At 48.4% G+C, this 17,739-nt stretch carries 19 protein-coding genes and 1 other RNA gene; 7 read left to right on the top strand and 13 right to left on the bottom strand.

Features of this window, described 5'->3' with window-relative positions:
• Window positions 1-20 precede the first annotated feature (20 nt).
• The 5 genes from EWA64_RS11175 to rsmI form a co-directional block, all read right to left on the bottom strand.
• Window positions 21-1,751 carry a penicillin-binding transpeptidase domain-containing protein gene (locus tag EWA64_RS11175; protein WP_061894135.1) on the bottom strand — a complete coding sequence of 577 codons (1,731 nt, stop codon included), beginning with the start codon at window positions 1,749-1,751 and terminating at the stop codon, window positions 21-23.
• The gene (ftsL, locus tag EWA64_RS11170) at window positions 1,748-2,065 is read right to left on the bottom strand and encodes a cell division protein FtsL (RefSeq protein WP_039423972.1); all 318 of its coding nucleotides are present in this window, start codon (window positions 2,063-2,065) and stop codon (window positions 1,748-1,750) included. The genes EWA64_RS11175 and ftsL overlap by 4 nt, the downstream gene beginning before the upstream one ends.
• A gap of 3 nt (window positions 2,066-2,068) precedes the next feature.
• Window positions 2,069-3,019: a 16S rRNA (cytosine(1402)-N(4))-methyltransferase RsmH gene (gene rsmH, locus EWA64_RS11165; RefSeq protein WP_061894134.1), complete on the bottom strand. Its 951-nt coding sequence runs from the start codon at window positions 3,017-3,019 to the stop codon at window positions 2,069-2,071.
• A gap of 182 nt (window positions 3,020-3,201) precedes the next feature.
• Window positions 3,202-3,599: RNase P RNA component class A (rnpB, locus tag EWA64_RS11160), an RNA gene on the bottom strand.
• Between the two features lie 105 nt (window positions 3,600-3,704).
• Complete coding sequence (gene rsmI / locus EWA64_RS11155; RefSeq protein WP_039423966.1) at window positions 3,705-4,571, bottom strand: 16S rRNA (cytidine(1402)-2'-O)-methyltransferase; 867 nt, start codon at window positions 4,569-4,571, stop codon at window positions 3,705-3,707.
• Between the two features lie 68 nt (window positions 4,572-4,639).
• Between rsmI and EWA64_RS11150 the strand changes: the two genes are divergently transcribed.
• Genes EWA64_RS11150 through EWA64_RS11135 form a run of 4 tightly spaced genes read left to right on the top strand, consistent with a single transcriptional unit; the run spans window position 4,640 to window position 7,984 of the window.
• Window positions 4,640-6,451 carry a penicillin-binding protein activator gene (locus EWA64_RS11150; protein ID WP_061894133.1) on the top strand — a complete coding sequence of 604 codons (1,812 nt, stop codon included), beginning with the start codon at window positions 4,640-4,642 and terminating at the stop codon, window positions 6,449-6,451.
• Window positions 6,438-6,806 carry a YraN family protein gene (locus EWA64_RS11145; RefSeq protein WP_061894132.1) on the top strand — a complete coding sequence of 123 codons (369 nt, stop codon included), beginning with the start codon at window positions 6,438-6,440 and terminating at the stop codon, window positions 6,804-6,806. Before EWA64_RS11150 ends, EWA64_RS11145 begins: the two co-directional genes overlap by 14 nt.
• A gap of 3 nt (window positions 6,807-6,809) precedes the next feature.
• On the top strand, window positions 6,810-7,400 hold the full coding sequence (locus EWA64_RS11140; protein ID WP_039423958.1) for a phosphoheptose isomerase: 591 nt from the start codon (window positions 6,810-6,812) through the stop codon (window positions 7,398-7,400).
• Between the two features lie 2 nt (window positions 7,401-7,402).
• The gene (locus tag EWA64_RS11135) at window positions 7,403-7,984 is read left to right on the top strand and encodes a BON domain-containing protein (protein ID WP_061894131.1); all 582 of its coding nucleotides are present in this window, start codon (window positions 7,403-7,405) and stop codon (window positions 7,982-7,984) included.
• A 68-nt stretch (window positions 7,985-8,052) separates the two neighbouring features.
• Here the strand turns inward: EWA64_RS11135 and sspB are convergent, their stop codons facing one another.
• The 8 genes from sspB to zapE form a co-directional block, all read right to left on the bottom strand.
• Window positions 8,053-8,541 carry a ClpXP protease specificity-enhancing factor gene (sspB, locus tag EWA64_RS11130; protein WP_061894130.1) on the bottom strand — a complete coding sequence of 163 codons (489 nt, stop codon included), beginning with the start codon at window positions 8,539-8,541 and terminating at the stop codon, window positions 8,053-8,055.
• 3 nt (window positions 8,542-8,544) lie between these two features.
• On the bottom strand, window positions 8,545-9,180 hold the full coding sequence (gene sspA, locus EWA64_RS11125) for a stringent starvation protein SspA (RefSeq protein WP_061894129.1): 636 nt from the start codon (window positions 9,178-9,180) through the stop codon (window positions 8,545-8,547).
• A gap of 98 nt (window positions 9,181-9,278) precedes the next feature.
• Window positions 9,279-10,016: a cytochrome c1 gene (locus EWA64_RS11120; RefSeq protein WP_061894128.1), complete on the bottom strand. Its 738-nt coding sequence runs from the start codon at window positions 10,014-10,016 to the stop codon at window positions 9,279-9,281.
• A complete protein-coding gene (locus tag EWA64_RS11115) occupies window positions 10,013-11,278 on the bottom strand; it encodes a cytochrome b (protein WP_039440683.1) in 1,266 nt (421 codons plus the stop codon). The genes EWA64_RS11120 and EWA64_RS11115 overlap by 4 nt, the downstream gene beginning before the upstream one ends.
• A complete protein-coding gene (gene petA, locus EWA64_RS11110) occupies window positions 11,278-11,868 on the bottom strand; it encodes a ubiquinol-cytochrome c reductase iron-sulfur subunit (protein ID WP_039440685.1) in 591 nt (196 codons plus the stop codon). The genes EWA64_RS11115 and petA overlap by 1 nt, the downstream gene beginning before the upstream one ends.
• A gap of 329 nt (window positions 11,869-12,197) precedes the next feature.
• Window positions 12,198-12,590 (bottom strand): 30S ribosomal protein S9, encoded by a 393-nt coding sequence (gene rpsI, locus EWA64_RS11105; RefSeq protein ID WP_039423934.1) that lies wholly within the window; start codon window positions 12,588-12,590, stop codon window positions 12,198-12,200.
• 15 nt (window positions 12,591-12,605) lie between these two features.
• Window positions 12,606-13,034: a 50S ribosomal protein L13 gene (gene rplM / locus EWA64_RS11100; protein ID WP_039423932.1), complete on the bottom strand. Its 429-nt coding sequence runs from the start codon at window positions 13,032-13,034 to the stop codon at window positions 12,606-12,608.
• Between the two features lie 251 nt (window positions 13,035-13,285).
• Window positions 13,286-14,389, bottom strand: a complete 1,104-nt coding sequence (zapE, locus tag EWA64_RS11095; protein ID WP_061894127.1) for a cell division protein ZapE — start codon at window positions 14,387-14,389, stop codon at window positions 13,286-13,288.
• Window positions 14,390-14,548: 159 nt separating this feature from the next.
• Between zapE and zapG the strand changes: the two genes are divergently transcribed.
• The 3 genes from zapG (at window position 14,549) to degS (ending at window position 17,702) form a co-directional block, all read left to right on the top strand.
• Entirely contained in the window at window positions 14,549-14,998 is a 450-nt protein-coding gene (zapG, locus tag EWA64_RS11090) for a Z-ring associated protein ZapG (protein WP_061894126.1), read from the top strand.
• Between the two features lie 150 nt (window positions 14,999-15,148).
• Window positions 15,149-16,516, top strand: coding sequence for a DegQ family serine endoprotease (locus EWA64_RS11085; RefSeq protein ID WP_061894125.1), 1,368 nt, complete (start codon window positions 15,149-15,151; stop codon window positions 16,514-16,516).
• Window positions 16,517-16,634: 118 nt separating this feature from the next.
• Window positions 16,635-17,702, top strand: coding sequence for an outer membrane-stress sensor serine endopeptidase DegS (degS, locus tag EWA64_RS11080; protein WP_061894124.1), 1,068 nt, complete (start codon window positions 16,635-16,637; stop codon window positions 17,700-17,702).
• The last annotated feature ends 37 nt before the right edge of the window (window positions 17,703-17,739 follow it).

Genomic DNA, 17,739 nt, shown 5'->3' with positions numbered 1-17,739 from the left:
AGCTAAGCTCAGGTATTCAGTTAATTCTGGAACTGGTTTTCATCTGGAGCGACATTTAAGATTTGCAGCGCCCCTTTCATAATTTCGGAAAAGACTGGCGAAGCGACCGAGCCACCGTAGTAATCATCACCCTGCGGCTCGTTCACCACCACCACCAGCGCAATGCGCGGATCGCTCACTGGCGCAACGCCGGCGGTATAGGTGATGTATTCATCACTGTATCCACCCGCGCTCGCTTTACGCGAGGTGCCGGTTTTCGCCCCGACCCGATAGCCGGGTACAGCCGCACGACGGGCCGAGCCGCCTTTTTGCGTCACGGTTTCCAACATATTCAGCACTTCTCGTGCATGCTTTTGCGACACCACCTGCTTGGCCATGTCGCGTTCATGACTTTCGATAATGTGGATCGGCTCATATTTGCCTTCGTTACCTAAAGTCGCATAGGCGTGCGCCAACTGGATTGGTGTCACAGACAAGCCATAGCCAAAAGCGAGCGTAGCGCGTTCAATCGGTGACCAGCGCGTACGCGTGGGGAAAATACCCGTCACTTCCCCCACTAAGTTCAGCCCGGATAGCTCGCCTAAACCGACCGAGTTATACATTCCAAGTAGTGCCTCAATCGGCATCTCCATCGATAGTTTCGTCACGCCGATATTACTGGATTTTTTGAGGATTTCGGTGAGATTGGCCTTACCGACTTTCGAGACATCACGTACTCGGCTGCCTCCCACTTGCAAAATGCCGTTGCCCGTATCAATTACGGTATCTTTCGTCGCAACGCCGTTTTCCAGTGCCGCGAGAATAACAAACGGTTTGACGGTCGAGCCAGGCTCCAAAGAGTCAGTAATCACGCGATTGCGCATTTTATAACTTTGCCAATCACTGCGGTTATTAGGGTTGTAAGATGGGGCGTTGACCATCGCCAGTACCGCGCCTGTTTTGACATCTAACATCACCGCCGACCCCGACGTCGCACGATGATCCGCCACCGCTTGTTTGATGGCGCGATAGGCGATTGCTTGCAAACGTTGATCAATGGTCAGATTGAGCGGTTTGCCTTCTTGACGCTCTTCCAGCGCAATGTTTTCCACCACACGGCCATAGCGGTCTTTACGGATGGTCTGCTTCCCCGCTTCGCCCGTCAGCCAATTGTCGTAACTGCGCTCAACCCCTTCCAAGCCGTGGCCGTCAATACCAGTCACGCCCACTAGGTGCGCACTCACTTCTCCGGCGGGATAATAGCGGCGAGACTCCTCTTTCAACCCCACACCCGGCAATTTCAGCTCGCGAATATAGTTGGCCATCGCAGGACTAACTTGACGCTGCAAGTAAATAAAGCGCCGAGTTTCATTACGGCGAATTCGCTCGATCAGTTCGTCACGCTCAAGCCCAAGCACATCCGCTAAGGCATACCATCGCTGCGGATTATCCAAGCCTTTTTCTTTGAAAATGGTCACCGGATCGGCCCACACGGCTTCCACCGGGACACTCACCGCCAGCGGCTCGCCGTTTCTATCCGAAATGATCCCTCGAGCAGAAGGCAGCGCTTTGACTCGAATCGAACGCAAGTCTCCTTCACGGATCAGGTTATCAGGCTCCACCACTTGGATCAGCGCCAAACGTGCCACCAAGGCTGCAAACGCCAAGAAGACAAAAAACAGCACCAGATGGAAGCGCCAACGGATCAGTACCGGGCTCGCTTGCTCTCTCTCTGACGACTGAAGTTTACTTTTGCTCTTTTTCGCCATCATTTCAGATTGATCACCACTTCTTTGTCACCATCCGGGCGGCGCATTTCCAACTCTTTCTTCGCCAGTTCCTGTACTCGGCTGTGCTCAGCCAGTGCCGTCTCTTCCAGCATTAAGTTACGCCACTCACTGTCGAGATGCTCGCGCTCTTGCAAGGTTTGATCTTTAAAGGTGATCGCTTGACGAGTGTGGTGCGTGGCAAAGACCACGGCCATTGCCGTCGCAAAAATGCACAGCAGCAGCAAAAGCGGCACCCGACCTACAGTGAGTAAGTCGAGCAAAATTAATTTGGCGAGATTGGGCGTGCGCTTTGCCATGAATCAGAGTTTTTCAGCAATACGAAGAACCGAACTGCGCGAACGAGGGTTCATCTCAATTTCCGCTTCCGTTGGCATAATCGCTTTACCAACCGTTTTCATATTCGCCGAGCCTAATGCCTGAATTTGCGCTTCGGTCATCGGGATACCGTAAGGCACTTCTGGCCCTTTGCTCTCCTTACGCATGAAACGTTTCACCATGCGATCTTCCAGCGAATGAAAGCTGATGACCGACAAACGCCCTTGTGGAGCCAAGATCGATGCAGCGCCTTTTAATGCGGTGTCGATCTCTTCCAATTCACTGTTGATGTAGATGCGAAAAGCTTGGAAAGTGCGCGTCGCTGGGTGTTTTTTCTCTTTGAAACTTTTTGGCGCCGCTTCAGAGATCAATTTGGCCAGATGTGACGTACGCGTCAGTGGCTCTTTCTCTTCATTTTCCCGATGAGCGACGATCGCTTTGGCGATGCGGCGGGCATGTTTGTCTTCGCCGAACTCGCGGATCACCCAGGTGATGTCATCAAGATCCGCTTCAAGCAACCACTGCGAGACTGGAATGCCCGACGTGGGATCCATACGCATGTCGAGTGGGCCATCTTTCATAAAGCTAAAGCCGCGTTCAGCGTCGTCCAACTGAGGGGAAGAAACGCCTAAATCGAGTAAAACACCATCCACCTTGCCGACTAAATCATACTGTTCAGCGTACTTGGCCATGCCAGAGAATGGGCCATGGATAATGGTGAAACGTGGATCGTCAATTTTGCCCGCTTCAGCAATCGCCTGCGGATCGCGATCGATACTGTAAAGGCGGCCATTTTCGCCCAAGCGCGACAAAATGGTCCGACTGTGACCACCGCGGCCAAACGTTCCATCAATGTAAATCCCGTCGGGCTTGATCGCTAAGCCATCGATCGATTCATTGAGTAATACGGAGATGTGCTGGAATGTATTGGTCATGGTCTTCTCGTTGAATGTGCTAAGCCTTGGGCGGCGAATCATTAGTGTACTGATTTCCATCATGAGCGCCACTACTAGACTGGGCCTAGGCGTGATATAGCGCCAAGTTTATGGGTTGGTGAATAAAATACGTCAATAAAAAGCAAAAAACCCATCATTAACAAGTAATGATGGGTTTAAAGAGGTGGAGCCGACACATAAGCCGGGTTCTGTTCCGCTTGCGCGGCGGTAGCCATTCGTCTAGGCCAGCAATCACTCACTGGCTCGAGCAACCTACCCGCCTCCTTACGCGAGCAACGCAATGTGGAGGCCTATTTGGTCTTGCTTCAGGTGGAGTTTACCCTGCTACGAACTATTACTAGTCGTCCGGTGCGCTCTTACCGCACCCTTTCACCCTTACCTGATCCCCCTTTCTCTAACGAAAAAAAGGGCCATCGGCGGTCTTCTCTCTGCTGCACTTGTCGTAGGCTTGCGCCCCCCAGGCGTTACCTGGCACCTTGCTCTATGAAGCCCGGACTTTCCTCCCCTTTGTCAGTCTCCCTAAGGACATCAACAAAGCAGCGACTACCCAGTCAGCTCCGAGGGCGGATTGTATAGCCTTCTCACTAAGGTGTCTAGTCAGATCACATTATCGGCGCAAATTAGCGCTCATTTGCACAACCGACTCGCCCAATGGCACGAACCATTACTGGTCGAGGTTTTCCAAACCCCATTTGTACAAGGCATTTTTCTTCACGTTGTAAATTTCCGCGACCATGGCAGCGGCACGTTTGAGCGGCAACTCTTTAAGCAAGATGGTCAATGCGCGCAGCGCTTCTTCCGGCAGACCGTCTTCTGCACTGTCACGATAACCATGGATCAATAACGCCATTTCACCTTTCTGCTGGTTTTCATCGCTTTTCACCCAGTCGACCAGCTCACCCAACGGCATTCCTTGGATGGTTTCAAAGGTTTTAGTCAACTCTCGCGCCAGCACCACTTCACGATTTGGCCCAAGAATTTCCAGCATATCGTGCAGTGAGTCGATGATTCGATGTGGTGACTCATAAAAAATACAGGTACGCTCTACCTTTGCAATCTCAAGCAATTTATCCTTACGGCCTTTACTTTTGGCAGGTAGGAAGCCTTCGAAACTGAATCGATCCGAAGGTAAGCCCGATGCAGACAAAGCGGTAATGACCGCGCAAGGGCCAGGCAGGGGCACAACTTTAACGCCGGCCTGACGACATTGGGAAACCAGATGATACCCTGGGTCACTGATCAGCGGCGTCCCTGCATCAGAGACCAAAGCGATGTTTTGCCCAGCGAGCAGTTTATCGACCAGCACCTGTGCTTTTTGCTGTTCATTGTGGTCATGCAAGGCAAAGGTTTTAGTTTGAATATTGAAGTGAGACAACAATTTACCTGTATGACGTGTATCTTCGGCCGCGATGAGATCGACCGTTGATAGTACTTCGATGGCGCGATGGGTGATGTCCCCCAAGTTCCCAATTGGAGTAGGAACAATGTAGAGGGTGGCACCCGTGGCGGGTAAGTTATTTTTATCTGTCATTTGTTTACCATCACTTCAACGATTAAGATAGAGACAATTTTGTACGGAATTATAGAGAACTCACGGCAATGATTAACCATAAGAGACTCAGTGTACCACGCCTACTCACCCCTGTTGCACTGGCAATTACCTTAGCGGCCTGTTCTTCGGCGCCGAAGATGCCGACCAGTGTTGACATTACCCTTGAGCCGAGCCAGTCCGTTGAAGCTTACATTATCAATGCCGACAGTAGTCAAGGCAGTTTGCAAACCGACTGGCTAATTATGGCCACCAAAGCGGCACTACAGGCCAATCAGTTAGAGCAAGCAGATTTACTTATCCAGCGCTTAGCTCGTCTGCCCATGAGCGAGCAACAGCAAGCCGAATGGCAACTAGCCAGAGCCACTTACCACCAAAAGAAAAATCAACCTCGCTTGATCACCGAGCTGCTCAATTTCAAGACGTGGTGGACGCTGGCTGACAGCCAATGGCAACAGTACTACACTCTGCGCGCGCAAGCGTTTCAAGCGCTTGATCGCCCCTTTGAAGCTAACCGCCAATGGGTCGCGCTCAGTCAATACGTACCAGAAGAGCAAAAAAGTGCCATCGCGGAACAAATTTGGGCCAATTTCAGCCGTTATTCACAGTACGAAATCACGCAACTGCATACCGAATCCGATGAAGAGGTACTGGACGGCTGGTTGCAACTGGCGATTTACATGAAAAACATGGCTGGGAATATTCCCCAGCTAAAAAATACCCTAGAGCATTGGTTTGCTGAGAACCCAAATCATCCGGCCGCGATTTATACCCCAGCTGAAATCCAATCGATTTTGGCACTGGAGATAATCAAACCGGTCAATACTGCTTTGCTTCTGCCACTCAGCGGTAAGTTCGCGAAACAAGCGCAACTGGTTCGTGACGGCTTCATTTTTGCCATGATGAATGACACTGGGCGGGATCCAAATGCCACCTTGACCGTGATTGATACCAATCTCTACCAAGCCAAACAAATCAAGCAGCGCCTGATTGACGAGCAAATCGATTTTGTCGTTGGGCCACTGCGCAAAGAGATGATCGAAGCTTTACAGCAAGAGCTGCAAGACGAAAACGGCAAGACACAAATTCCATCTTTGGCATTGAACATCCCCGACACCATTCAAGCGGGCACAGGCATTTGCTACGTCGCTCTCTCGCCAGAACAAGAGGTGGCGCAAGCGGCAAAACATCTGTTTGCAGAAGGCTACAAATACCCGCTCATTCTGGCACCTCAAGGCACATTGGGTCAGCGCGTAGTCGCCGCGTTTGAGCAAGAATGGCAAAAATACAGCGCCGATAAACCCGCAGTCAGTTACTTTGGTGACAAACGCCAGCTACAACGAGACATCAACTCTGTCTTTGGTTTGCAAGAGAGCCAGCAGCGCATCGCGCAGATGGAAAGCCTGATGAACGTGCCGATGGAAACTCAACCACGCAGCCGCCGTGATATCGATGCAGTGTACATTGCCGCGCGCAGCTCTGAGTTGACACTCATTAAACCCTTTATTGAAGTAGCCATAAACCCAGACACTAAGCCGCCGAAACTGTTCTCCAACTCCATGAGTAACAGTGGTGAGAAGCAATATGAAGATCTCTCTGGCATTGCTTACAGTGACATTCCGCTGCTGATCCACGCAAGCCCTGCGCTGGATAACCAAATGAACCAATTGTGGCCCGAACAGTCAAATGTGCAAAAGCGCTTACAGGCACTCGGGATGGACTCTTACAAACTTTTGGCAGAGTTGCCGCAGATGAAAGTGGTTCCAGGCCATTCCGTCAATGGCAAAACAGGCCTGCTCACCATCGACAACAATTGTGTGGTGCAGCGTGAAATCAGTTGGTCAGAGCATGGCGCTCTTTAATCGCCGCGCTGTCGGTGAACAATACGAATCCCTGGCAAAGCATTGGCTTATTCGCCAAGGATTGGTGTTTATTGAACAAAACTTCAACACTAAATTAGGTGAAATTGACCTTATTTTCCGCGATGGTGAAACCATTGTGTTTGTAGAAGTAAAATACCGGAAAAGCGTATACTACGGCCACGCCGCCGAAATGGTCTCTGCCGCAAAAGCAAACAAGTTACTCAAAACCGCTTATCTTTGGCTAGACCAACACGGATACAACGCTTGTAACACCGCGATCCGCTTTGATGTGATTGCAATACACAATAATGGCGACGATCTCCAGTGGATAGATAACGCCATCACGCAAGGATAACCAATGCTCGACAGCATTAAAGACAGCTTTACCGAAAGTATTCAGATTCAAATTGCAGCGGCAGAAGCACTGCCCGATGCGATTACCCATGCCGCGCAAGCGATGGTTGCCACGCTGCTCAACGGACACAAAATTCTCTGCTGCGGCAACGGCGGTTCAGCAGCCAATGTCCAACAGTTTGTCTCTTGTCTGCTTAACCGCTTTGAAACCGAACGGCCAAGTCTACCCGCAATGGCACTGACCGCAGACAACACCACGCTAACTGCCGTGGCGAACGACTATCACTATCAAGAAATTTTTTCCAAGCAGGTGCGCGCTTTTGGTCAACCAGGCGACATTCTTCTCGCTATTTCCACCAGTGGTAACAGTAAAAACATCATCAAAGCGATGGAAGCGGCGGTAACGCGTGACATGACGATCATTGCACTTACCGGCAAAGATGGCGGAGAAATGGCTGGGCTTTTAGGTGAAAACGATGTGGAAATTCGCATTCCCTCCCATCGCACTGCACGTATCCATGAGGTTCATATGGTGACCTTGCACTGCTTGTGCGATCTCATCGATCAGGTGCTCTTCCCAACCCATGAGGAATAAGAATGTTGCGTTACTCACTATTGCTACTCTCAACCCTGATGCTCAGCGGATGCGCAGGGCTGTTTATTGCTGGTGCGGCAACCACCGCGAATATCGTCACTGATACCAGAACCACCAAAGAGATTTGGCAGGACAACAATATCGAGTTTGAAATCGCCGCTATCGGCAACAAAGCCCCATATGTGGGCAATGTCAGAATCGTCGCCAGCTCATACAACGGTACGGTGGTTTTGATGGGGCAGGCTTCTAGCGCCGAAGAACGGGCAAGCTTCGAAAGCCAGGCGCGCAACGTTAAAGGGGTTACCGTACTGCACAATCAGATCCGGGTGAAAGCGCCGCTCGGTGTCTCTGAAATCAGTAACGACAGTTGGATAACCACTAAGGTCAAATCCGCATTGTTGGCCGAATCGGAGCTCAATGGCGTCAAAGTCAAAGTGATTACCGAAGACAAAGAGGTGTTTCTGTTTGGCTACGTCACAGAAGCTCAAGCGAAAAAGGCCACTGAAATCGCTCGCAACATTTCTGGCGTTAAACAAGTGATCCGCGCCTTTGAATATGGCAACGCGAAAACCGCAGAGCAGTAACGGATAAATCACAAGCTATAAAAAGTCAAAAAGCAGCGTTTGCTGCTTTTTGTTTTACCTGACAACGCTTATTTGACCACTCTTAAACTTGGCTTGCCTTTAGGTCGAGTCACTTCAGCGTTAGAGTTTTCTGTTGAAACTGTGTCTGAATCAAGGTCATCTAATGACAACTCCGAATCATCCACGTCATCAAGCCACTCTTCTTCAATCTCACCAGTCACGTTGGTGTAGGCTTCTTCTGGCTCAAACATGGTGCCAGCGCCGTTCTCTCGAGCATAAATCGCCAACACAGCATGAAGCGGTACGATGACGGAATGAGGACGACCGCTAAAACGAGCATGGAACGAAATCGCCTCGTTGCCAAGTTCCAGCTGGCCTACTGCTCTTGGCGCAATATTTAAGATGATCTGCCCATCTTGAACAAACTCAAGCGGTACTCGAACACCCGGCATTGTCGCCTGAACCACCAGATGTGGCGTCAGATCGTTGTCCACCAACCAATCATAAAATGCACGGAGCATATAGGGGCGGCGGGCAGTCATATTAGCAATTTCCATAACTTAACGAACCAGACGCATCTCACGTTCAGCTTCAGTCAAAGAAGCGAGGAATGAATCACGTTCAAAAACACGGTTCATATAAGTCTTGATCTCTTTAGAGCCAGGACCAACGAGCTCAATACCCAATTGCGGTAAACGCCACAATAATGGGGCAAGATAGCAATCAACCAAGCTGAACTCTTCACTCATGAAGTACTCATATTCACCAAAAAGTGGCCCTAATGTCAGCAGATCATTACGCAGTTTAACACGCGCTTTCTCTGACTCTTCACCGTTGCCTTTCGCCACTTTCTCCGCTAATGAATACCAGTTACGTTCGATACGGTACATCATCAGACGGCTGTTACCGCGAGCAACAGGGTATACAGGCATCAATGGCGGGTGTGGGAAGCGCTCATCCAAGTACTCCATGATGATCTTAGAGTCGTACAATGCCAGTTCGCGATCCACCAGAGTTGGCACTGACTTGTAAGGATTTAGCTCGATAAGCTCTGCTGGTAAGTTGGTTTCATCAACCAGTTCAACCTCAACACTTACCCCTTTCTCAGCCAGAACAATACGCACCTGGTGGCTGTACAAATCTGATGCACTTGAGAATAAAGTCATCACAGAACGTTTATTGGCAGCTAAAGCCATGGGCCCTCCAGTACACTTAGGATAGAAAAAAACAATGGAGGCTAAGCCTCCATTGATCTGTCAATAAAATTGAGAATTAGCGCAGCATGATAGCACAATTAATGCACATCGCGCCAATACTCTTTCTTCAGCATCACAACCACGATAGTAAACAGCACAAGGAAGGCCATAACCCACCAGCCAAGATTATGACGCTCAAGTTTCACTGGGTCACCCGAGTAAACGAGGAAGTTAACCAGATCAAGCACAGCTCTGTCGTACTCACCCTTACTCAGCTCGCCTGTACCGTCACTTTCGGTGCCGACAACAACTTGCACTTCATGGCCGTCAACAACTTTGGTTTCGTATACTGGTGTTGGAATGCCTTGTAACTCTTCGAGCACATGAGGCATACCTACACTTGGGAAAACGATGTTGTTGACACCAAATGGGCGCGATGGATCCACATAAAACGAACGTAAGTAGGTGTAAATCCAGTCAGCACCACGCACACGAGCCACCAAAGTCAAATCTGGTGGCGGCGCACCGAACCAGTTTGCCGCTTGTTTAGGTGGCATGGCATTGACCATCAAGTCACCAATTTTCGACTCTGGATTAAACATCAGGTTGTCTTTCATCAGATCCGTTGGAATACCGATGTCATTTGCAACACGCTCATAACGCTGATATTGCGTTGAGTGGCAGCCGAAACAGTAGTTCATAAACAGTTTTGCGCCGTTTTGCAACGATGCCTGATCGGATAGGTCAACATTTGCCTTATCCAAGTGAACATTAGCACCCGCCGCCATCGCCAGTGATGGCAACATTGCAAACAGAATTACAATCCATTTCTTCATTTGAATGTCACCCTCTCTGGTAATGGTTTTGTTGCTTCATTCTTGCTGTACACATACAGGAGAATAAAGAACATGAAATAACCTAAGCTAAAGATCTGCGCGAGCAATGTGTATGTTGGGGTTGCAGGCAACGCACCAAGAATACCCAGAGCAATAAAGCTGATCGTAAACTGGATGATGTTAATCAAATGAATTTTGCTACGATAACGGTAAGAGCGAACTTTACAACGATCAAACCACGGCAGTAGGAACAAGAAGACAATCGAAAGTCCCATTGCAACGACACCAATTAACTTGTCAGGTACCGCACGCAAAATTGCATAAAACGGGGTGAAGTACCATACCGGAGCGATATGCTCTGGCGTTTTTAGTGGGTTTGCTGCTTCAAAGTTAGGTGGCTCAAGGAAGTAACCGCCCATCTCTGGATTAAAGAACAACACGTAACAGAACAAGAACAGGAACCCGGCAACACCCACCAAATCTTTCACCGTTCCATATGGGTGGAATGGAATCGAATCGATGATGTCGTATTTGTTTGAGTAGTACTCATGGAACTTGAACTGCGACTTGTAATCCGCGCCCATTTTACCTTTTGGCAGCTTGGTCTCGATACCGTCTGGGTTGTTAGACCCTACTTCGTGCAGAGCCAGAATGTGCAACACGATAAGTAGTAGCAGTACAATCGGCAAGGCAATAACGTGCAGTGCAAAGAAGCGGTTTAACGTCGCACCTGAGATGATGTAATCACCACGAATCCACAGTGTAAGATCATCGCCAATAACCGGAATCGCACCAAACAGCGAAATGATTACCTGAGCGCCCCAGTAAGACATTTGGCCCCAAGGCAGTAGATATCCCATAAAGGCTTCTGCCATTAGCACCAAAAAGATCAACATACCGAAGATCCATAGCAACTCACGTGGCTTCTGGTATGAACCGTAAATCAAGCCACGGAACATATGCAGATAAACGACGACGAAGAATGCAGACGCGCCAGTCGAGTGCATATAACGCAACAACCAGCCGTACTCCACATCGCGCATGATGTATTCGATTGAAGCAAACGCACCTTCACCCGAAGGAACGTAGTTCATCGTCAGCCAAATTCCCGTTAGGATCTGATTGACGAGAACAAGCATGGCTAAAGAACCAAAAAGGTACCAAAAGTTGAAGTTCTTTGGCATCGGGTATTCGGACAAATGCTTTTTGTAAGCATTCATCGCTGGGATTCGTTTCTCAACCCAATCTAACAGTGCTTGCATTATGCATCTCCCTCGTCAACACCAATCAGTAGCTTGTCATCGCTCAAATACATGTGTTTAGGAATAACTAGGTTCAATGGAGCTGGAACGCCCTGGAATACTCGCCCAGCCATGTCAAACTTAGAACCATGGCATGGACAGAAGAAGCCCGATTTAACCCCTTGAACTTGCTCTGAGAAAGAATCCGGTAAGTACGTTGGGGAACATCCCAAGTGTGTACAAAAACCAACCGCAATGAAGAACTCAGGCTTAATTGAGCGAAACTCATTCTGAGCATAAGCTGGTTGTTGTTCCATTTCGGACTGAGGATCACGAAGTTGACCACCAATCGTTTTCAGGTTTTCCAGAACTTCTTGTGTGCGGCGTACAACCCAAACAGGTTTGCCTTGCCACTCGACGCGAATCATCTGACCGGCTTCAATTTTACTGATATCCACTTCCACCGGCGCACCAGCTGCTTTCGCTTTGGCACTCGGATTCCAGGATTTGATAAAAGGAACGGCGACGGCAGCTGCCCCCAACCCACCAACCACTGCGGTTGTTGCGGTCAGAAAACGCCTGCGGCCGTTATTTAAAGGCGCGTTGCTCATCCAAACATTCTCCCATTTGCTCCTTTTGGATCGTGATTGTTCCGCTAATAGAGCATGGCTAACAAAATATGAATCTAGTTCTATTTATTGACGAGAAATGATAAATAAAACCCTACTTTTTGACAAGATAAAGCTACCTTTTTGTAACATTTGTGAGGTAAATCGCTCACGTCGTCACAAAAGCGGCAAAATTCTAAATATTTGATGTGAGGTGTAACAAAGAAAGGAGAATAACTAATTCAAAATAAACAAAAAGCCCGGCATATAGCCGAGCTTTGAACCACAATTTCCATGGATAAATCCAAGAGAAATTCTCTGTAAACGTAAAATCAACGCTTAGAGAACTGTGGACGACGACGTGCTTTACGTAGACCAACTTTCTTACGTTCAACGCAACGAGCGTCACGAGTAACGTAGCCAGCAGCACGTAGAGCAGGACGTAGAGATTCATCGTATTCCATTAGAGCACGAGTGATACCGTGACGGATTGCACCCGCTTGACCAGAAATACCGCCACCTTTTACAGTTACGTATAGATCTAGTTTCTCTACCATGTCTACCAATTCAAGAGGTTGCTTAACAACCATGCAAGAAGTTGGACGACCGAAGTACTCTTCAAGCGCACGCTTGTTGATTACGATGTTGCCGCTGCCTGGTTTGATGAAAACACGTGCAGCTGAGCTTTTGCGACGGCCAGTGCCGTAGTATTGATTCTCTGCCATTTTCGAAATCCCCAATTAGATGTCTAGTACTTTTGGTTGTTGAGCAACATGGTTGTGCTCAGCGCCAGCGTAAACTTTCAGCTTACGGTACATAGCACGGCCTAGAGGACCACGTGGTAGCATACCTTTAACTGCCAGCTCAATGACCATTTCTGGTTTACGAACAATCAGCTTGTCAAAAGTGATTGACTTAATACCACCAGGGAATTCAGTGTGACGGTAGTAAGTTTTTGCTGCAGCTTTGTTACCAGTTACAGTAACTTTCTCCGCGTTTACAACGATGATGTAATCACCAGTGTCAACGTGTGGAGTGTACTCAGCTTTGTGTTTGCCACGTAGGCGAGATGCAATTTCACTTGCTAGACGGCCAAGAGTTTTACCTTCAGCGTCTACAACATACCAGTCGCGTTTTACAGTTTCTGGTTTAGCAACGAAAGTTTTCATGCTAATAATAACCCGTTAATTCAAATTTAAACTTTAAAGGAACACACCGCTGTGCTCCCACACTGTCTAAGAGCCCAGTCATCACCCCTTCGAGCGGTTGGCACTCTCGACCTTCTATCTCGAATAACTTCGATAATCAGGTCTGCAGTAACGGTGGGTCGCAGGATTATAGAGAAGGGCGAAGAAAAAATCACCTTTTTTTGCACTCAATCACTAATTTTTTCTGCTTATTTTTCTCGAAAGGCTGGAACCTAAGCCAAGTGTTCTTTAGCTAGGTACTCATGACTTTGCATTTCCGTTAAGCGAGACAAACACCGTTTAAATTCGAACTCTAGCCGTCCTTGGGTGTAGAGCATCTCCATCGGCACTTGAGCAGAAATGATCAGTTTGACGTGACGTTCATAGAACTCATCCACCAGTGCAATAAAACGCCTAGCCGCATCGTCAATTTTGTTGTCCATTTGCTGAACGTCTGCCAACAACACTGTGTGATATATCTTTGATATTTCTATGTAGTCATTCTGACTTCTTGCCGTTTGACAAAGCTGAGCAAACGTTGCGTACAGCACGCCATTACTGGCCTCGATCACCTCTATCTGGCGATGATTAATTTCGACTGAGGTGTGCTTGTGGCTATCGTCACCGGAAAGTTGTTGATAATAACGTTGCAAATTGCGGCTTGCATCTGCATCTAACGGGTGATGATAAATTTCAGCTTGCTGTAAGGTTCTTAGCCGATAGTCGATGCCGCTATCGACGTTGATCACCTGACAATGCGTTTCGATCAGTTCAATCGCAGGTAGAAAACGTGCACGCTGCAAACCATTACGATAGAGATCTTTTGGCTCGATGTTAGACGTGGCGACTAAAATCATCTCTCTTTTGAACATTTCCTGCATCAAGGTACCAAGGATCATGGCATCGGTAATATCGGAAACAAAGAATTCATCAAAACAGACGATGTCCGCTTCCTGTTTAAAGCGCTCCGCCACCTTTTCTAACGGATTCTCCACTTCAGCCAGTTTCTTCAACTCGTCATGCACCCGATACATGAAACGGTGAAAGTGCACTCGCATCTTACGCTGGGTTGGCAAAGCATCAAAAAAGGTATCCATTAGATAGGTTTTGCCCCGCCCGACGCCGCCCCAGAAATATAGCCCTTGAGGAGCCTTAGGACGAATGGGCTTCTTTCCTAGCCATTGTTGCCAGCGAGGCACACTTTCAACTGGCGTAGCAGAATATTGGATAAATTGGTGAAAAAGCGAGTCTAACGCCCGCACGGCTTGGTATTGAGCAGGATCTTTTTTAAAACCTTGATGCTCGATATCGTGTTCGTATTTTTCTAATGGGCTCATTGTTGTCATACCAAAACAGGACAAAGCGATACAATTACTAGGATGAGAATTCGGTGTTGCTATTTTTCTTTATTGACCACTTTTCCCATAGTAACATGGTCACGCAATACGTGTAACTAAGCAGTAAAAAACATGTTAAAACAACTATAAGGAGCTGTTATGCCTTGGATGTATGCCATCGTGGGCTTGCTGGTCGGTGCAATTGTCGGCGTTGTAATTTCTCGACTGACAACCCCCGAATACAAGAAACAAAAATCGGTCAAAAAGGAGCTGGAGGTAGCAAAATACGCTCTTGAACAGCAGCGCCAAGAGTTGGCGGATCATTTTGCCCAAACCGCAGAATTACTCGAAACGCTAGGCAAGGACTACAGTAAGCTGTATCAGCACATGGCCAAAACTTCAGCTGATTTGCTACCAAACTTGCCCGATCAAGACAATCCTTTTGATAAGAAAGCGATCACTTCAGAAAATGAAACCGCCGCTGAGGCACAATCTGAAGGAATGACAGAACAACCAAAAGATTACGCCAACGGGGCAACCGGTCTTTTTAGCGGTGAGAAAAAGGAAATCTTAACCGCAACTGACGCCGTGACCGCCAAAGCGTCTTAAATTTTCTGCTGAACTTTTCAAAGGTTTTTGAGTCCTAACTCACACTAGTGTCTATTGAAAACTGTTTATGGCGCCAATATGAATAGCAACAAGCTTATTCGTTTGAGCCAATCTCCCTTGCAATAGACATGATTAACGAGGAGTTATCGGATGAAAAAACCTTTGCTTGTTTTAACTGCCCTTTCATTGAGTTTAAGCTCAGCTCTTGCTCCCTTGCCTGCCATTGCGGCTTTTCCTACCGCAGTGAATAGCCAAGAGTTACCCAGCCTCGCCCCCATGCTTGAACGTGTCACCCCCGCAGTCGTCAGTATTGCGGTGGAAGGTAAACAAGTCGAACGCTCACGCATCCCCGAGCAGTTTCAATTTTTCTTCGGTCCAGACTTTCCCACAGAGCAAGTGCGCGAACGCCCCTTTCGCGGGCTCGGTTCCGGTGTCATCATCAGTGCAGATAAAGGTTACATTGTTACCAACTATCACGTCATCAAAGGCGCGGATAGCATCCGTGTACAACTGTATGATGGCCGTGAAGCCGATGCTGAGCTGATAGGTGGCGACGAGATGTCGGATATCGCGTTGCTGAAAGTGAGCGATGTTAAGGATCTGACCGAGATTAAGATTGCCGATTCCGATCAACTGCGCGTCGGAGACTTTAGTGTTGCTATCGGTAACCCCTTTGGTTTAGGGCAGACAGTCACCTCTGGAATCGTGTCTGCGCTTGGTCGCAGCGGCCTTAATATCGAAAATTTCGAGAACTTTATTCAGACGGATGCCGCCATCAATAGCGGAAACTCAGGTGGTGCCCTAGTCAATCTGAACGGTGAGCTTATTGGTATCAATACCGCAATCTTAGGCCCGAGCGGTGGCAACGTCGGGATCGGTTTTGCCATTCCATCGAACATGATGAAAAACCTCACCGATCAGATTTTGGAATTTGGTGAAGTGAAGCGCGGCATGCTCGGAGTGCAAGGTGGTGAAATCACCTCAGAACTTGCCGATGCTTTGGGTTATCACTCAAGCAAAGGGGCGTTTGTCAGCCAAGTGGTCGAAGATTCAGCGGCGGATAAGGCAGGCATCAAGGCTGGCGATATTATCGTCTCGCTCAACGGCAAAAAGATTAAAACCTTCTCTGAACTAAGAGCCAAAATTGCAACACTAGGCGCAGGCAAAGAGATCAAGCTCGGAGTTATCCGTGATGGTAAAGACAAAGAGTTTAAAGTCACCTTGGATGAATCCCAACAAACCAAAGCCAAAGCGGACAAAATGCATGAAGGGCTAGCAGGAGCGGAGTTAGCCAATACTAGCAGCTCAGACCGCATTGCTGGGGTAAAAGTGGTTGAAGTCGCAGACAATTCACCGGCTGCCCGTTACCAGTTGAAAAAGGATGACATCATCATTGGAGTCAACCGCCAACGGGTTAAGAACCTTGCGGATTTCCGTGCCATCGTGGAAAAACAAACCGGTGTACTGGCACTGAATATTCAGCGTGGCGAACGCACTATCTATCTCGTGATTCGTTAATCTCACTGAGAGTTCACTAACTTAGGGCAGTCTTGCATAGGCTGCCCTTTTATTATTTCTGTCGGTAGTGCTATTCTTCACCCTTGTTTGCAAATTGTTCCGTTTTTGTGGAGAGGGTATGGTGAACTTTCTTTTGCGTTCTATTTTATTGGGGCTGATGACAGCAGCATTGGTGTTGCTGGCGGTTCCCTCTTTACGCAGTAAAGTCTTGACCACCCCGTTAGATCCGATTCCTCAAGATGCTGCAACGATGCAAATCTCCTTTAACCAAGCCGTGCACAATGCTGCACCAGCGGTAGTGAACATTTACAGCCGAAAATATGTAGAAAATGATCGCAGCAAGCTTTCCACCCAAGGATTGGGCTCTGGGGTGATTGTCAGTGAAAAGGGCTACATCATCACCAACTATCATGTCGTTGCGCTGGCGGATCAAATTGTGGTCGCTTTACAAGATGGTCGGGTCGCTGCGGCTCAATTAGTGGGGAAAGACCGCCGCACCGACATCGCTATTTTGCGTATTGAAGGCAGCAACTTTCCGGTTATTCCGCTAAATCCCAATTACAAAGCCAAGGTCGGTGATGTCGTTTTGGCGATTGGCAACCCGTACAACTTAGGCCAAACCACCACATTTGGTATTATTTCTGCGACTGGCCGCTCTTCGATCAGTGCAGATGGCCGTCAGGCGTTTATTCAAACCGACGCCGCCATCAACGAAGGTAACTCTGGTGGCGCTTTGGTCAATACTCGCGGAGAGTTAGTCGGCATCAATACCGCCTCCTTCCAGCAAGCTACTGATATGGAAACCTACGGTATCTCTTTTGCTATTCCTTATTTGCTGGCTGATAAAATCATGCAAAAGATCATCGCTGACGGACGAGTCATTCGCGGCTACATTGGTATTGATGGACAAGACATCAACGCCGTCACCGCTCGTTTATTAGGAAATGAGCACATTGGCGGGATTGTGGTGCTAGGCGTGGATCCAAACGGACCAGCAGCCAAAGCAGGCTTTCAGCCACAAGACATCATCATCAGTATTGATGGCAATAAGATCCAAGGACGACAAAGCGTGATGGATATTGTCACCGATTTACGCCCAGGCACGACGACCGATGTTGGTGTGATTCGCAAGGGCCAAGAAATCACTCTGCAAGTGACCATCGCCGAAGATGCGCGGGAAATCTAACCTCATAAAATGACAAACCCCAGCGCTATGCTGGGGT

The organism is Vibrio cidicii (assembly GCF_009665415.1).
In the GTDB taxonomy this organism is placed as follows: domain Bacteria; phylum Pseudomonadota; class Gammaproteobacteria; order Enterobacterales; family Vibrionaceae; genus Vibrio; species Vibrio cidicii.
This window is presented reverse-complemented; position numbering and strand designations above follow the sequence as displayed.

What these genes read in the sequence shown, in the direction of transcription:
- EWA64_RS11175 (WP_061894135.1), bottom strand. Translation starts at nt 1,751, where the DNA reads ATGATGGCGAAAAAGAGCAAAAGTAAACTTCAGTCGTCAGAGAGAGAG.
- ftsL (WP_039423972.1), bottom strand. Translation starts at nt 2,065, where the DNA reads ATGGCAAAGCGCACGCCCAATCTCGCCAAATTAATTTTGCTCGACTTA.
- rsmH (WP_061894134.1), bottom strand. Translation starts at nt 3,019, where the DNA reads ATGACCAATACATTCCAGCACATCTCCGTATTACTCAATGAATCGATC.
- rsmI (WP_039423966.1), bottom strand. Translation starts at nt 4,571, where the DNA reads ATGACAGATAAAAATAACTTACCCGCCACGGGTGCCACCCTCTACATT.
- EWA64_RS11150 (WP_061894133.1), top strand. Translation starts at nt 4,640, where the DNA reads ATGATTAACCATAAGAGACTCAGTGTACCACGCCTACTCACCCCTGTT.
- EWA64_RS11145 (WP_061894132.1), top strand. Translation starts at nt 6,438, where the DNA reads ATGGCGCTCTTTAATCGCCGCGCTGTCGGTGAACAATACGAATCCCTG.
- EWA64_RS11140 (WP_039423958.1), top strand. Translation starts at nt 6,810, where the DNA reads ATGCTCGACAGCATTAAAGACAGCTTTACCGAAAGTATTCAGATTCAA.
- EWA64_RS11135 (WP_061894131.1), top strand. Translation starts at nt 7,403, where the DNA reads ATGTTGCGTTACTCACTATTGCTACTCTCAACCCTGATGCTCAGCGGA.
- sspB (WP_061894130.1), bottom strand. Translation starts at nt 8,541, where the DNA reads ATGGAAATTGCTAATATGACTGCCCGCCGCCCCTATATGCTCCGTGCA.
- sspA (WP_061894129.1), bottom strand. Translation starts at nt 9,180, where the DNA reads ATGGCTTTAGCTGCCAATAAACGTTCTGTGATGACTTTATTCTCAAGT.
- EWA64_RS11120 (WP_061894128.1), bottom strand. Translation starts at nt 10,016, where the DNA reads ATGAAGAAATGGATTGTAATTCTGTTTGCAATGTTGCCATCACTGGCG.
- EWA64_RS11115 (WP_039440683.1), bottom strand. Translation starts at nt 11,278, where the DNA reads ATGCAAGCACTGTTAGATTGGGTTGAGAAACGAATCCCAGCGATGAAT.
- petA (WP_039440685.1), bottom strand. Translation starts at nt 11,868, where the DNA reads ATGAGCAACGCGCCTTTAAATAACGGCCGCAGGCGTTTTCTGACCGCA.
- rpsI (WP_039423934.1), bottom strand. Translation starts at nt 12,590, where the DNA reads ATGGCAGAGAATCAATACTACGGCACTGGCCGTCGCAAAAGCTCAGCT.
- rplM (WP_039423932.1), bottom strand. Translation starts at nt 13,034, where the DNA reads ATGAAAACTTTCGTTGCTAAACCAGAAACTGTAAAACGCGACTGGTAT.
- zapE (WP_061894127.1), bottom strand. Translation starts at nt 14,389, where the DNA reads ATGAGCCCATTAGAAAAATACGAACACGATATCGAGCATCAAGGTTTT.
- zapG (WP_061894126.1), top strand. Translation starts at nt 14,549, where the DNA reads ATGCCTTGGATGTATGCCATCGTGGGCTTGCTGGTCGGTGCAATTGTC.
- EWA64_RS11085 (WP_061894125.1), top strand. Translation starts at nt 15,149, where the DNA reads ATGAAAAAACCTTTGCTTGTTTTAACTGCCCTTTCATTGAGTTTAAGC.
- degS (WP_061894124.1), top strand. Translation starts at nt 16,635, where the DNA reads ATGGTGAACTTTCTTTTGCGTTCTATTTTATTGGGGCTGATGACAGCA.